Annotated in this window: 15 protein-coding genes; 8 read left to right on the top strand and 7 right to left on the bottom strand. The window is 52.9% G+C overall.

The annotated features are described in order from the left end of the window. The first annotated feature begins 1 nt into the window (after position 1). Positions 2 to 1393: a ribosome biogenesis GTPase Der gene (gene der, locus ACWAU0_RS13180; protein ID WP_171696095.1), complete on the top strand. Its 1392-nt coding sequence runs from the start codon at positions 2 to 4 to the stop codon at positions 1391 to 1393. Between the two features lie 20 nt (positions 1394 to 1413). Further along, complete coding sequence (gene tpx / locus ACWAU0_RS13175) at positions 1414 to 1911, top strand: thiol peroxidase (protein ID WP_445368371.1); 498 nt, start codon at positions 1414 to 1416, stop codon at positions 1909 to 1911. 85 nt (positions 1912 to 1996) lie between these two features. Here the strand turns inward: tpx and ACWAU0_RS13170 are convergent, their stop codons facing one another. From ACWAU0_RS13170 to ACWAU0_RS13160, 3 genes are all read right to left on the bottom strand, one after another. After that, positions 1997 to 2554 (bottom strand): hypothetical protein, encoded by a 558-nt coding sequence (locus ACWAU0_RS13170; protein ID WP_458136939.1) that lies wholly within the window; start codon positions 2552 to 2554, stop codon positions 1997 to 1999. Positions 2555 to 2705: 151 nt separating this feature from the next. Next, positions 2706 to 3095, bottom strand: coding sequence for a glycine zipper family protein (locus ACWAU0_RS13165; RefSeq protein WP_033155556.1), 390 nt, complete (start codon positions 3093 to 3095; stop codon positions 2706 to 2708). A 100-nt stretch (positions 3096 to 3195) separates the two neighbouring features. After that, entirely contained in the window at positions 3196 to 3381 is a 186-nt protein-coding gene (locus ACWAU0_RS13160; protein WP_458136938.1) for a hypothetical protein, read from the bottom strand. 171 nt (positions 3382 to 3552) lie between these two features. Between ACWAU0_RS13160 and ACWAU0_RS13155 the strand changes: the two genes are divergently transcribed. Beyond that, on the top strand, positions 3553 to 4056 hold the full coding sequence (locus ACWAU0_RS13155) for a YkgJ family cysteine cluster protein (RefSeq protein ID WP_458136937.1): 504 nt from the start codon (positions 3553 to 3555) through the stop codon (positions 4054 to 4056). Between the two features lie 189 nt (positions 4057 to 4245). Here the strand turns inward: ACWAU0_RS13155 and ACWAU0_RS13150 are convergent, their stop codons facing one another. The 3 genes from ACWAU0_RS13150 to ACWAU0_RS13140 form a co-directional block, all read right to left on the bottom strand. Next, positions 4246 to 4755, bottom strand: a complete 510-nt coding sequence (locus ACWAU0_RS13150) for an aspartate carbamoyltransferase (protein ID WP_445368366.1) — start codon at positions 4753 to 4755, stop codon at positions 4246 to 4248. A gap of 214 nt (positions 4756 to 4969) precedes the next feature. After that, positions 4970 to 6838 carry a diguanylate cyclase domain-containing protein gene (locus ACWAU0_RS13145; RefSeq protein ID WP_458136936.1) on the bottom strand — a complete coding sequence of 623 codons (1869 nt, stop codon included), beginning with the start codon at positions 6836 to 6838 and terminating at the stop codon, positions 4970 to 4972. Between the two features lie 87 nt (positions 6839 to 6925). After that, the gene (locus tag ACWAU0_RS13140) at positions 6926 to 7735 is read right to left on the bottom strand and encodes a Crp/Fnr family transcriptional regulator (protein WP_458136935.1); all 810 of its coding nucleotides are present in this window, start codon (positions 7733 to 7735) and stop codon (positions 6926 to 6928) included. A 506-nt stretch (positions 7736 to 8241) separates the two neighbouring features. Between ACWAU0_RS13140 and ACWAU0_RS13135 the strand changes: the two genes are divergently transcribed. From ACWAU0_RS13135 to ACWAU0_RS13120, 4 genes are all read left to right on the top strand, one after another. Beyond that, entirely contained in the window at positions 8242 to 11742 is a 3501-nt protein-coding gene (locus ACWAU0_RS13135) for a PAS domain-containing sensor histidine kinase (RefSeq protein WP_458136934.1), read from the top strand. Next, entirely contained in the window at positions 11739 to 12347 is a 609-nt protein-coding gene (locus ACWAU0_RS13130) for a response regulator transcription factor (RefSeq protein ID WP_458136933.1), read from the top strand. The genes ACWAU0_RS13135 and ACWAU0_RS13130 overlap by 4 nt, the downstream gene beginning before the upstream one ends. A gap of 206 nt (positions 12348 to 12553) precedes the next feature. Continuing rightward, positions 12554 to 12748 carry a hypothetical protein gene (locus tag ACWAU0_RS13125; protein ID WP_165385980.1) on the top strand — a complete coding sequence of 65 codons (195 nt, stop codon included), beginning with the start codon at positions 12554 to 12556 and terminating at the stop codon, positions 12746 to 12748. A gap of 342 nt (positions 12749 to 13090) precedes the next feature. Further along, positions 13091 to 13402 carry a hypothetical protein gene (locus tag ACWAU0_RS13120; RefSeq protein ID WP_051669669.1) on the top strand — a complete coding sequence of 104 codons (312 nt, stop codon included), beginning with the start codon at positions 13091 to 13093 and terminating at the stop codon, positions 13400 to 13402. A gap of 18 nt (positions 13403 to 13420) precedes the next feature. Here ACWAU0_RS13120 and ACWAU0_RS13115 read toward each other — a convergent pair whose 3' ends face one another. Then, positions 13421 to 14242, bottom strand: coding sequence for a thermonuclease family protein (locus ACWAU0_RS13115; protein WP_458136932.1), 822 nt, complete (start codon positions 14240 to 14242; stop codon positions 13421 to 13423). A gap of 14 nt (positions 14243 to 14256) precedes the next feature. On the opposite strand from ACWAU0_RS13115, the gene ACWAU0_RS13110 reads away from it, so the two are divergent. Beyond that, positions 14257 to 14802, top strand: a complete 546-nt coding sequence (locus ACWAU0_RS13110; RefSeq protein ID WP_458136931.1) for a DUF1415 domain-containing protein — start codon at positions 14257 to 14259, stop codon at positions 14800 to 14802. The last annotated feature ends 6 nt before the right edge of the window (positions 14803 to 14808 follow it).

Below are 14808 nucleotides of genomic sequence, written 5' to 3'. Positions count from 1 at the left end.
CATGTTACCTGTTATCGCCCTGGTGGGCCGCCCCAATGTGGGCAAATCTACGCTATTTAATTACTTGACGCGCAGTCGCGAAGCATTAGTTGCCGATTATCCCGGCCTGACCCGCGACCGCCAGTACGGTCGGGTCAAACGCGGCGAGCGCGACTGTCTGGTAGTCGATACCGGCGGTATCACAGACGAACAGGAAGGCATAGACGTCTTCGCCAAAAAGCAGGTGGAAATTGCGCTGCAGGAAGCCGACGTGGTGTTCTTCCTGGTCGACGCCCGCGACGGTTTGAACGCCACCGACGAAGCGATTGCCGATATGCTGCGCAAGCTGGGCAAACCGGTAGTGCTAGTGGTGAATAAAGTCGACGGCATCGACAGCAATACCGTGACCAACGATTTTTATAGCCTGGCACTCGGCGAACCCATCGGGATTGCCGCTACCCACGGCCGCAATGTCCACGACTTACTGGATCGTATTGACGAGTTATTGCCGGTAGTCGAGGACGAATTCGAAGAGCAGGATCCGGGTATCGCCATTGCCATCGTCGGCCGTCCTAACGTCGGCAAATCGACCTTAGTGAATCGGCTGCTCGGCGAAGAGCGCGTGGTGGTGTTCGACGAAGCCGGCACGACCCGCGACAGTATCTATATTCCGTTCGAACGCAACGGCCAGAAATTTACCTTAATCGATACCGCCGGTATGCGCCGCCGCTCCCGGGTATCGCTGACCGTGGAAAAATTCAGCATCATTAAATCGCTGCAAGCCATCGAAAAAGCCCATGTGGTGATTTATTTGATCGACGCCCGCGAGGGTGTCACCGATCAGGATGCGCACATTTTGGGCTTGGTGTTGGAAGCCGGCCGGGCTTTGATTATTGGTTTGAACAAATGGGACGGCCTGAACGCCGAACACCGCGATTTCGTGAAAAAGCAAATCGAGATCAAATTGTCGTTTTTGGATTTTGCCGAAAAGCATCCGATCTCCGCGCTGCACGGCAGCGGCGTCGGCAAGTTGTTCGACGTGGTGCATACCCTGTACGACTCGGCTATGACCGACATGTCAACGCCCTTGCTGACCCGGATTTTGACCGACGCGCTGGCCGCGCATCAGCCGCCGCTGGTCGGTGGTCGCCGCATCAAATTGAAGTACGCGCACCAGGGCGGCCGCAATCCACCGGTTGTCGTGATCCACGGCACCCAGACCGATGCCCTGCCCGGTGCGTACAAACGCTATTTGATGAATTATTTCCGCGATCAGTTGCGGCTGACAGGCACGCCGATACGCTTGGTATTCAAATCGCCGGAGAACCCGTTTCAAGGCCAGAAAAACCCGCTAAGCGACCGCCAGATGAAAAAACGCAAGCGCCTGATCGATTTCAGCAAACGCAAAAAATAAAAACACCCAGAGAGCAACACATGGCAACCATCACTTTCCAAGGCAAACCGATCAACACTATCGGCGATTTACCGGCGGTAGGTACGCAAGCGCCGGATTTTCAATTAACCAATCGTAAAATGCAGGACGTGGGTTTGGCTGAATTTGCCGGCAAACGTAAAGTGTTGAACATAGTCCCCAGCCTGGATACGCCGACCTGCGCTACCTCGACCCGCAAATTCAACGAAAAAGCCGCGCATTTGCATAATACCGTGGTGTTGGTGGTATCGGCTGACCTACCCTTCGCGCAAGTGCGGTTTTGTGAAGTCGAAGGCATCAAACACGTCGTGCCGCTCTCGACCTTCCGTTCCAGCTTCGCCCACGATTACGGCGTCGAGCTGTTGGACAGCATCCTGGCAGGCTTGACCGCCCGCGCTATCGTCATCATCGACGAAAACGATAAAGTGATCTACACCCAGTTGGTCAGCGAAATTGCGGACGAGCCTGACTACGTCAGCGCCTTGGCCGCCCTGCATTAACCGTGACACAGAGCGCCGAGTTCAGATTTTTCAACTCGGCGCGAAGCGACAAGCTAAAGTCTAATATTTTTCTAAATCTCCGGAATCATGAAGCCGTCGCTTGGCGTTCAGCCTGATCGTACATCGCGCCAAATAGCTGAATAACGACATAAATCATGGTTCTGGCAGTACGAACCGCATCAGGCTCCGCCGGGCTGTCGGCAACATAGGCGCTGATGGCATCATCCATGAATTTAACCAAGCCGGCTTGCGAATCGCTCTCGGTCAGGCGCTCGGTAAATCGATTCTGAAATTTGTCGCGAAATTTCGTATCCATCTTGTTGCCAGGCATGAATGCCTGCAATTCCGCATCGAGTAAGGCGGCCGTATTCTGTAACCATTCCATGTTCAATACCCTTTGGTCCGGCAAATCGCCGAAGGCATGCCGGAATACACAAATCACATCGAAACAAAGATCCATGAACAGATTTGCCAAATCTTTATCCTTGTCGGCAATCAAAGCCGAAAACACGCCAAAGATCGTTTGCGCCAACGCGCCCTGCTCGGCTTGGAATTGCTGAAGTATGCTGCGGCCGGCATTTTCATCCTGGCTTTTGGCGTATTGCAGGGCCTGATACAGCTCTCGGTCGGTTAATTCACGCATCGTCGGTTCTAACTAAGTTCGATAAATATCCAGGCGATATATTATCAAGCCCATGCCTGATAAAGGATATTTATAGTATATGGACCATTGAACCGGCCTTTAAATATCCTCGCCTTCCATGGTGAAAATCAGGCATTTTCAGAAATTTTCTTCAGTTAACCAGGGTATGGCCGCGTTGACGCATGCAGGTTTTAAATGCCCGTTTAAAGCTCTCGTTCGCTTTATAGCCTTCCCACAACCCCGCGGGGATAGCCAATATTGCACCACCGGCTGCGCCGGTGGCGGCGCTGCCGGCTATCGCACCGACTGCCGCGCCGCCCGCGGCACCGGTAACCGCACCGACACCGGCACCCATGCCGATTTCCTTGGTAATATCCGACGCTTGTTCCGCAAGAGACTTACACTCGACCATGTCGCGTTGCGTGGTTTGCGGCTGTTGGTCCAAGCGCGGGTCGATGATCGGATGCCAGCCACTCATGGATGCGCAGCCGCTGGTTAATGTGGCAAGTAGCAACATACTGCCGAAATATTTTTGTGTCATTTTTCCTCCAAAAGGCATGTTTAAATTGTTAGCTAAAATCTCATCATTGCTGGTTGAGATATTGAGCGACTGGTGCTGCGGAGGATTGCTCCGGCACGCATTAGAGTGGATAAAGTTGCGAGATATTGCTGCCGAAGGGTATGTACCATTCCTTAAAATCTATCGGCAGCTCGAGTAGGGGCGCGGTGATGCAGTGTTTTAAAAGACCGTCAATGGCAACATAGATGCCGCCGCCGATGTGTTTTTCGCCAAGCTGTTGATTTATAGCGGTATTCGAGTCGCACATAATCACTCCGTAAGTTGTTCACTTACGAAAAATTCTAAGTTTGGCGACTTAAAATCTACTTAAGCTTTGATTAGAATCCGGTTAAAACGCCGCCGGCTGCTCAGCACGCACGAATCGGCGTCATGTTCGGAAAGGCTTTGCAAAACCCGCTTAAACAGGCAGTATGTTCCAATGAAAACCCTCACCCAACTCCATGCAGATATCGACACGCGGGTAAAAATCATCCGCGACAACCAACCCGATTGGCTATGCCGCCAGGGTTGCGACGGCTGTTGCCGCAGGCTTGCCGCAGTACCCAAGATCACCGCGGACGAATGGCATTGTCTGCAACAAGGCCTGATGGCCTTACCGCCGGAGCAATTTCAGCAAATCAGTGGGGAGATAGCCGCTCTGGCCGGCCAAATAGCGCGCCCAGTCATCTGCCCGCTGCTGGACAAAGCCAATGGCGCTTGCCTGGTCTATGCACACCGCCCTATCGCTTGCCGAACTTACGGTTTTTATGTTCAGCGCGATCAGGGGCTGTACTGTAAAGACATCGAAGCGCGCGTAAGTGATGGTGCGCTGAGCGAAGTGGTGTGGGGCAACCATGACGGGATTGATCATCGGTTACTTGCTCTAGGCGAGTCGCGCGAATTGCCGGAGTGGTTTGCGGATTGGCAGCGGGATGCTGATTGAAGCGAAGCTATAGCCCCGACACGCAGAGGTTTGTTTTTGATAGTAAAAAGACCTAACACGCCGCTGAAAGAGTAGCAGTCGCCAGTCCGGAGAGCGGAGGCTCCGCGGCTCATACCGCTCAACGAACCGAGCCGACTCATTAAGCCCTATAGCGCGCCTGGGATGCCCGGAACAGACACGCCTCCGCCATCATTCAGCAGCTGGCGAATGATGGCTATCGTGATCAGGTATGCCTGGATTGCCGTGGTCCTCGGCTTGGGCATCGAACCATTCGTGCAGGGCCTGAACGAATTGAGGGTATTCGGTAGAAAAATGAATCTGTCCGCCGTTATCCAAAGCTTGATATTGAACTTTAATATCATCGACTTTTGCCTTTTTTAACTGAGCCAGCCCCGGCATTTCCGCACCATGCAAACGTTCCGTCGCCGCATAATTGCCCGCCTGGTATTGTTCCGCCCTTTTTTGCAAATGCCCCTGAATTAATTTGATTTGCGAGGCATTGTCCGCGGATTTGATCACCACATGCTGGACACCGCCGTGCACCGTTTTGGTAAAGGTTTGTACCGTCCCCTGCACCGCGTAAGGCACTATTGTCTGTAACTGTTCTTGATTGATGGGTTTGGCAGGCGCATGCTCAATAGCTTGCACGACGATCAGGCATTGTAAAATACCCAGTATTATCAATAGGTAGTGTTTCATGGCGATACTCCGAGTAGATTGACATTCATCCTGAACACTGAGTTTTTTATCCGGTCGATTAATACCTTTCGCTCCGGACCTGTTGGCGAAGCACCCTAATTGGCTTCGACAAACATAGCCGGAGCGGGAAGCCGGTAATCAATAGAGCCGGATTTGCCACTCAGTGATGCGCTGGCTCCGTTCTTCATACACAAAATACGTTTTAGCAAAATCCTCAAGCTTTCCATTGCAGGAATTGATCGAGGCGCTCGACGTTATCAGGTAAAAACACATGCACCTGGTTCCGGCCTTTTTCCTTGGCTCTGTAGCACGCGCTATCGGCGTTACTTAAAAACTCCCCGACATCCCGAACCGTACACGTCACCGCAGCCACTCCAATGCTGGCGCTCACGGTAAATTCAGCATCACCCCAGTTAAATTTGAAATTGCGCAGGCTATTGCATAGTTCATGGGCGATATTTCGCGCTTGATCAAGTGTGGTGTGTTCCAGCAACAACGCGAACTCGTCACCGCCCAATCGGGCCAGCGTGTCGCGTTGCCGCAGTTTGGAGGACAAAACGCTACTGATTCTACGCAGTAATTCATCCCCTGCCGCTTGTCCACAGGTATCGTTGACCTGCTTAAAATGATCCAGATCGAGATAACAAAGCGCATGGTGAAAATAGCCGGGGCGGGCGCTAGCCAATACCCTTGCCACCCGTTGTTCAAAAGCTGTCCGATTAACCAGCCCGGTCAAGGGGTCGTGACTGGCCTGATAGGCCAAACTCTGCCGTTTGGTTTGAGATGCCGACATATCCCAAAACACCAGTACCAAGCTATCGACAAATCCATCCAACGCGACCGGATAAAACGAATATTCGACCGGAAATGACCGGCCATCCTTGCGTTTAAAATTAGCGGTACTACGCTGAGCGATGATGTCGCGGGCCATATCAGGCAACTTGAGCGCTTCCAGCGCTAAGATCAAATCCCCGGCTATCATGGCAACGATGTCCTGTCCCAGCACGTCTATCTCGGCGTAACCCAAAACCTGCAACGCGGCCCGGTTAACGAAGCTGCAACGGCCATCCACATCAAGACCGACAATACCTTCGCCGGCAGAATCCAGCAGTAAGCGAAAGCGCCTCTCGCTGTTGCGAGCCTCGGTATTGGCGTGTTTGAGCTTTACCAAAGTGGTGTCAAGACTGGCATTGGCGGACTTGAGGATGGCGCATTGTTTTTCCAGTTGTTCCGTACGCTTAAATACCAACTCCTCCAAACGTTGCCGGTAATAGCTCAGCTCCTGTTCGGTTTCTTTGTCTTTGGTAATATCAATCAGGACACCTTGCAAAAACAAACTTTCGCCGGCTTCATTCCGCACTACGTTGGCTTCGTCGAGAAACCAGCGATGGCTTCCATCCTGTTTACGTAATCGGTATTCGCACCTCAGAGGCGCATGATGTTTATAGGTATAGGCATAGGCTTCTACCGCCACTGCCAGATCGTCCGGGTGCACCCGCTTCAGTATACCTTGCGGGTCATCAAGCCAATCTTGTTCGGGCAAGCCCAATTGAGCAATTTGCGGACTGACATATAACAGCTTTACCGGCGTTTCCAACGATGCGACATAAGTGATCACCGGCATTTGTTCCACCAAGGCCCGGTACTTAGCTTCCGCCTCACGCAATTGCGCCAGGGTTTCGGTTTTCTCCGCCAGCAGGTGCTGTCCCTGCAACTCTCGGCTGACTTCAGTGGACGATGCGGCGTCCGCGTTGCTGGCGCAGTTGTTAGAGTGGACCGTGACAAAGGCCGCATCATCGCATTCTATCGGCATCAGGATGGAGACATTCGCCTGCTCGACCGTTTCCACTTGATTGGCGATGTAGCCGGCATCCAGGATATCCGGTGATTGCCAATTCCCGCGCACTTGTTCGGGCTGGCGGTCTTCGGCGAGTTTAAGACCGTGATGACTGGGTTCTCCCTCGCAAAACGCCGCATCATGATCCCGAAACGCCGCCAGGGAGTGTTTGTTCGCCATCCGGCTGGCTGGATCGTGGTCTATAACAAGTGAGCAGCTATGGGCTTTGGCTGATGCAGTGTTCATAAAATCGCCCCCTACGGTGACTGGGTTTCAATAGCCGAACTGACCAGATAAAACCACGGGGCGATATTTCAGCGCCGGTAGACTTGATCAGCCAAATGCGTAGCGTCTCCTGAGATCTTTGGCATGTCCATAAGTGGTAATGGCGGTAATGGGTTTGGACAGCGGCGACGGATTGGCACTGACAGCAAGCAGCCGAGCAAACTCGTTTTTGATGATCGGGTAACACTCGCAACTTTGCGCTTCCAGGCCGGCGCGCTCCAGCACGCTGATTTGACCACGGCAATACCGAATTACCCCGGCTTGCTGTAATTTCCCGGCAACCTCGGTGATGCCTTCGCGGCGCACGCCCAACAGACTGGCGATGGATTGCTGCGTTATTGCGATCTCGCTCCCGCTCTGCCGGTCCAGGATCATCAACAGCCAACGCGAGAATTGTTGTTCAATGGAATGATGCCGCTTGCAAGCCGCTATTTGCGTCATATGCGTCAGTAGTGCCTGGGTATAGCGGAGTAACACACCTTGCAGCCCACTGTGCTGTCCGCCTATCCGCCCAATTTCCTCATCAACCAGACTCCTGCGCAAACGATAGGCGTAGCCCGGCATCACTACTAAGGCTTGATACGGTATGGATTCACCGCCCATGAACAGCGATATACCCAGCATGCCTTCGTTACCAATCAAAGCCAGTTCGCGGGAGGCTCCATTCTCAGCAAAGTAAAGCTCCGCTATCACGCCGGTCACAGGGAAGTAGACATAACGCAAAGACTCATCCGGTTCACAAAGCGCGTCGCCACACTCCATTTCAACCCGTTCCAGTAAACTTGAAACACGGGCATACTCGGGTTCAGGCAGCATAGCGAGAAGCTGGTTTTGTCTTGGATGGTCCAATTCACTCATCAGTTATTTCCGGATTGTTTGGCGAGGGGTAAATCAAGTATTCATATTGCTGAAACGGTAAAGCCATACCAACATAGCGCGTTTTAACACAGCCGCTATCCGCTAAAAATACGTACTGCTACTTAGATTGAAGATAAGTTTGACAGGGCTAATTTTTCGCCAGCATACTTCCGCGCGAACTGGGGCAAGAAGCCAACTCTAGGCATAGCTTTTCACAAACTAAGGCCGGCTATTTCGGCTTATGCCCGGGTTAAGATCCGGTTGCCGCCTCCCGCTGTTGCCGAAACAGGGCTTCTCGGCTAGCCACATCCGTATAACAGGGCTTGTGTTACAACCATCGAAAGAATGCCTGAAGCGGTCTAAATTCTGTCCAAAATAGAAGATGTCTCATGACTGACGAGCGCTGTAAGTCTGCACACCCTGACAATACTGTTCGACAAGAAGCTCAGAACAGACACCCAAACTCAAGCAAAACCAACTGTTCCCTGGATGCTCCGGAGAAAATTTTGCATGAGCAGCAAGTACGTCTGCTTGAATTAGAAACCCAAAATCAATCGCTGATTCAGGCGCGAGACCGCTTCCAGCATCTTTACGATTTCGCCCCGCACGCCTGCCTCACACTCAGCCCGGACCAGCGAATATCTACCATCAACTTTGCGGCCGCCGCCTTATTGGGTGGTGAGCGTCAACACTTAATTGGCCGTCATTTTTCAAGCTTGATTGCCGATCAAAGCCGCGACTTTTGGCAACGGCATTTATCGCAGATTCAGCAACGTAGCGAAATTCAGCCTTGCGAATTGCCAATGCTGCGTGACGATAACGCTGCATTTCCTGCCAGACTCGACTGCCTGATGCTCACCGGTCTCGCCGACCAGCCGGAACTGCACATTACCCTCACCGACCTCACTCGACAAACACAAGCAGAATCCTCGGTGCAGGAGCAAGGCCCGGCGCTGTGCGCGGCACTTATACAAGCCGCGCGGGATGCCATTGTCTGCATAGACGCAAAACACCGTGTCGTATTATGCAATCCCGCAGCCGGCAAGCTGTTCGGCTGCCGCGCGGATCAAGCCATTGGCAACGCGATCGAACACTTTATTCCGGCTGGTTTTCCGGCCATTTATTCAGCGCCAAAGCCAGAAGGCGATAGCGATCATCAGGCGAACGAACTTCGCACAGTGACCGGTGTGCGCGCTAACGGCGAAGAATTTCTAATGGAAGCTATCATTTCCGAGATAGACATTGGCGAGCAAACCTTGTATTCCCTTGTCCTGCGCGATGCAGACGGACGCAGCCCACTACCAGCCGAACATCATTTACAGGATCAGCTGTCCAAAGTGGCGGCTTCCGTACCCGGCGTTATTTGCTCTTTTCGTTTGGCTGCGGATGGCTCAGCCAGCATGCCTTATGCCAGTCAGGCGCTTGAATCTTTGTACGGACTGCCGCCCGCAGCGGTAGCCGAGGACTTTAGTCCGGTATTTGCCAGGGTGCATCCCGACGACATCAAACTGATCAACGAAACCATCAGCGAATCGGCGCGCAGCCTGACGCCTTGGCGCGACACCTTTCGCTACCAACACCCTAGTAAAGGCGAAATCTGGATAGAAGGTCATTCCATGCCGATGCGGGAACAGGGCGGCAGTATTTTGTGGCATGGCTATCTCCAAGATATTACCGCGCGAAAACAGGCTGAATCGGTCTATCGCGACCAGGATAGGGAACTACAACTGATCATGGATGCCACGCCGGCGCTGATCGCCTATTTGGATGTCGATTTTCGCTATGTACGGGTAAATGCGACATATGAACACTGGTTCGGCATCTCTCCGGAACAGGTTATCGGCCGCACCGTGCCGGAAATTCTGGGTGGCGCGGCCTGGGACATAGTCCGCCCTTATCTGGAGCGGGCTTTGGCGGGCGAGCCGGTTAGTTTTGACCAGCAAATTCCTTATGGCAACGGCAAACCCCGCTGGGTGCATGCGACCTATATTCCCAATGCCGATGAAGCCGGCAGGTTGAAAGGTATTGTGGTGCATGTGATCGACATCGAAGAGCGCAAACTGTCCGAGCAGAAAATTGCCCTATTGAACCAACGCTTGGAACGCCGTCTGGAGGAAATGCAGGTTATTTACAACACGGTACCCATTGGACTCGCCATCGCCAATGACAATAGCGGACAACATATCCGCGGAAATCGGGCGAATGAGCAGATGCTGGGCCTGCCCCCCACCTCGGAACTTTCACTATCGAGCCCAACCCCGCCGGCCATCACAGTATTGCAAAACGGCTATCCGCTGGCCGCTGAAGATCTGCCGATTCAGCGTGCTTGCCGGGGAGAAGTGGTGAGCGACGAGACGCTGGATATAGTCCGCCCGGACGGGAAAGTGATTACCGTGGTGTCCAATGCATCGCCCTTGCTGGACAATAATGGGCAGCCGCGCGGGGCCGTTGGCGCATTTTTGGACATTACACCGCTGAAAGTCGCTGATGACGCCCTGCGCCGTAACGAGGCTTTCGTACGCTGCGTTCTGAATTCGCTGCCCGCGCATGTGGCAGTACTGGATGATAGCGGCTTGGTGACGACGGTCAACGCGCCCTGGGATTGCTTTGCTATCGAGAACGGCGGTTCGTCCAGTCAATTGTCGGAGGGCGCCAACTACCTTGAAGTTTGCCGCCGCTCGTCGGCGGGAGGCGACCGGGACGCACAGAAGGCTTTGACCGGCCTTGAAAGCCTGATAGCGGGCCATCAACAGGAATTTATGATGGAATATCCCTGTCGAACCGCGCTGGGCGAGCTTTGGTTTATGATGCACGCCAAACGCATTACCCAAGGTTTCCAGGGCATGATTATTACCCATGTAGACATTACCGAACTGAAACGCACCCACGCGGAATTGCGGCATACCGAGACCCGCCTGGCACTGATCATCGACGAAGTGAACGCCGGTTATTGGGACTGGGATTTGGTCTCGCAAACCTTATTTCTCTCGCCGGAATGGAAACGGCAAATCGGTTTTGACGACCATGAGATGCAGAACCGCTGGGAGGAATGGGAATCTCGATTGCATCCGGATGATCGGGCATGGGTCCTGGCAAGCACCAAAAACTACCTGTCCGGGCATGTATCCGCTTACGAACTGGAATTCCGCTTACGCCACAAGAATGGCTCCTACCGCTGGATACATTCGCGCGGCAGCTTATTGAATGATAAAAATAATCGGCCTTATCGATTGCTGGGCATCAATTTCGACATCACCGACTATAAACTGACCCGGGAATTGAGCGAACGCCGAAATCGGATGGAACAGTCATTTCGAGTATCGTTGGCGACGCAGACGATAGCGGCGATTGCCCACGAATTAAACCAACCCCTGGCCGCTATTTCCTCTTATGCCGACGTGGCGTTGCGCCTCTACCAATCGGAAAAACCGGATTCCCAAAAACTCAACCATGTACTGGAAGCCTGTGTGCAACAAGCTCAGCGTGCCGGCGAAGTCATCAGACAATTATTTAGCCATTTGAATAAAACCGAGGCCGTCGGTGAACGGGTCGATATTAACTTTCTCGTGACAGAAGCCTGCGCGTTTATAAAAAACGACAAAACCCTAGACACTTTAAACATAGAACTGGACCTTGCCGCCGACTTACCGCAGACCACGGTCAATGCGCTGCAAATTCAAAAGGTGCTGGTCAATCTGATCATTAATGGTCTGGAAGCGATGCAGGAACACGGTAAGCTCGCCGAGGTATTGCGCATTACCACCGGCCGATACGCCGACGATCCTGATATGGCAGTAGTCTGTGTTTGTGACAGCGGCAAAGGCCTGACGGACGCCACTGCCCTGAAAATGCTGTTTCAACCCTTTTACTCGACTAAACCCGCGGGACTGGGAATGGGCTTGGCCATCAGCCGAGCCCTAATTCAGGCCCACGGCGGGAATATGTGGGCGGAACGGAATGTCGGCGACGGCCTTAGCCTGTTCTTTACCTTACCGTTTGCGAAATGAATACTCAGCCCTGCGTATTCGTGGTGGACGACGATGATGCAGTCCGCGACAGCTTGGGTTTGGTATTTGAAACCGCGGGCCTTGCGTATCAAACATTTGCCAGTGCCGAGTGCTTTCTCGAAAGCTATTCTCCGGAGCAGCCAGGCTGTCTGGTGCTGGATGTCAACATGCCGGGTCTGGATGGTCACGAACTGCAAGCCGAACTTATCCGCCGCCACATCCACCTTCCCATTATTTTCCTGACCGCCTATGGCGACATACCGATGACAGTGCGCGCGATGAAAGCGGGAGCTGTTGATTTTCTGACCAAACCGGTCAGCACCGAACTATTGCTCGACAGAGTACAGGCCGCGCTACAGCTTGAAGTCAACACTCACGCACAGGCCATAAAAGGGCAAGCGCAGTGTAATCGGCTAAGCGGGCTGACGTCACGCGAACTTGAGATTATGGGGATGGTGGTGGCTGGTCTAACCAACAAAGAAATAGCCAGGCGTTTGGGGATTAGTCACCGCACTGTTGAAATCCACCGCGCCAAGGTGATGGAGAAAACCGGCGCGCCGAATCTGCTGGAACTCGCCCGCATCTATGCGGCCTGCCGGCTTTGAGTGTCTCTAGCTCGTTACCCCGCCCTTCACTACCCTTGTTTCTATGCCGGCGGAAGGCCGATAGCCCCAAATGCACGTTATTAATAGAGCTGATGAATATTACTAATTTAACAAATCCTGTTTTTTGACTTACCGTATGCCGGCGTCAAGTAAAACCCCATATACAAGACCCGTTAGCAATACCAAATCCGAAAATAGGTGTAACGATGGCTAGAGAAAAACTGACTACTGCTCAAATAAATCTGCTGAATAAATGCCCTAAGGAATGGGCTGTCGTACCGGTTGGATCCACTAATAAAACATTGATTGCGCTGATGAAAAAAGGCTTGGTCGATTCGCGGCTATTAATCAATACATTGTTCCCTGAGCTGTCCAGGTGCGAATGGCGCATAGCGCCCTAGCCGCCAAAACAATAAAAAGCGCTTGCAGGCCTGCGTTGTCCGGCGAATAAGACATAGCCAATAATGTCTCCCGGATTTTTGGATCGCCGTCCAAATGCTGGTGATGACTGATCAACTTCCGCGGTTACCGGGAACTTTGTCCAGTAAAATGACATCCGAAAACTAAGTTTGATTGAGCATTTGGGCCGGTACATTTAAAATCCCTACCTAGATACTCAGATTTTCTTGAGAAGCTTATTATTTTGGTCGAATGTTATTTAGGTCGTATTTTTTTTACATCAATTCGCCGGTTGTCCTCTACAGCATGCGTGTATGCGGCGGCATAGGTCAGTGGTAGCCACTATGATGACTAGCGATGATTCGGCACGCCGCCGAGGGGCGCGCCGTCAGCAAGAACGCCGGACTAATCCGTTCGCCTTCAACTCAGCGGAGTGGATCGCTTTCGTTCAGCAACAATATGTGCTGTGGCCAAAACAAGACCGGCGGGTTTTGGATCGCCGGCGGGCCGAGCGCCGCGAGATTGATCGTCGCGCCGGACTGCGCGACGCGGAGCGAGAAATCCCGTTTCAACGCACTCGCTGGTTTTCCGCAGAGCACATCCTCGACGACGAGGAAAAGCAAATGATCCAAGCGTTATTCGCCGAAGAAGAGTAAGCGGCCCGGCGGCCGGCATCAACGCAACACGATGTCCGCCGGATGCCGCACCTGCACGGCAAAACGCTGTTTCGAGCGCCGCACCCACCCCCGCACTTCCACATCCTTACCCACATAGGTTTCCAGCGGCGGAAACAAGCCGGCCGATATTGGCTCGACACTGATGGATACCGCATCGGAGAATTGCAGGTAGCTGTGCTTCGCTGTGTTTTTGAGCGCGAGGATGCGTCCGGTTAAGCGCTTCCAACCCTGGTAATTACCCTCATCGAGCAGTTCCGCCGCCAGTGGCGCATAGGCCTGTTCACCCCAAATCCCTAGCCTGGCTTGCTCGGCACTGCGCTGAGCCGCCAACAAGCTGTCGAGATATTTGAAATTCGGCGGAAAAATATTCACCGTGGCCAATCCGCGTTTCACCAGTTCCAGATTGATATGCTCCTTGTCCTCGGTAAACACGTAGGCCAAAGTGCGCTGATATTTGTCCTGTTTTTCCACATCGCCTTGCAGGAATACCTTCTGATGCTCCAACTTTTGCTTCAACCAGGCCTTGGCCTGCTCGCCGCCGGCTTCTGCTGACTTGTTACGGCCGGCAACCTCCGGGGTATTGATCCCCAAAAAACGGACTTTCTGGCCGTCGCTTAATAAGATAGTATCGCCATCGAACACCTTTTCTACCCGATAAAAGGCGACGCCGGGATCGATGCTTAAGACTTTGGCGTTTTCATTGCCATGGTCGGCATAATGGCGACGACCTTGCGGATCGGTCCACTGATAGACTTCAGCGTTTACTAAAGCCGGCAATATCGCCAACAGCCAGAGACAGTGTTTAGTGCTTTTCTTCATTTTTTTCGATCACCATGACTAACCAACAGATTATCGCCGCTACGCAGGCCTGGCTAAAAACTTTTGTTATTGAATACAATATTTGCCCGTTTGCCCGCCGCGAACAGGAGAAAGGCAGTATTCGCTATCAAGTCGTGTCGAGCAACAGCATTGAGGATAGCCTGGAAGCGGTCATTGCCGAGTGCGAGCATCTCGATTCCGAGCCCGACACCGAAACCACCTTGCTGATATTTAATGAGGCGTTTGCCGACTTCGAAGATTTCCTGGATTTGCTGGCTATCGCGGAGCAATTGCTGATTGATCAAGGCTACGAAGGCATCTACCAATTGGCTAGTTTTCACCCGGACTATTGCTTTGCGCAAACGCCGACAAACGACCCCAGCAATTACACCAACCGTTCCCCCTACCCCATGCTGCATCTGATTCGCGAAAACAGCATCGAAAAAGCCGTCGCCAGCCATCCCGACCCGGAGGGTATTCCAGACCGAAATATTGCGCTGACCCGCGAATTGGGTCTGGAAAAATTGCGGGCGATTGTCAATGCCTGCTACCAACAGTAGCGAAAA

The sequence above is a fragment of the Methylomonas sp. Uni0009 genome (genome assembly GCF_054188105.3).
This window is presented reverse-complemented; position numbering and strand designations above follow the sequence as displayed.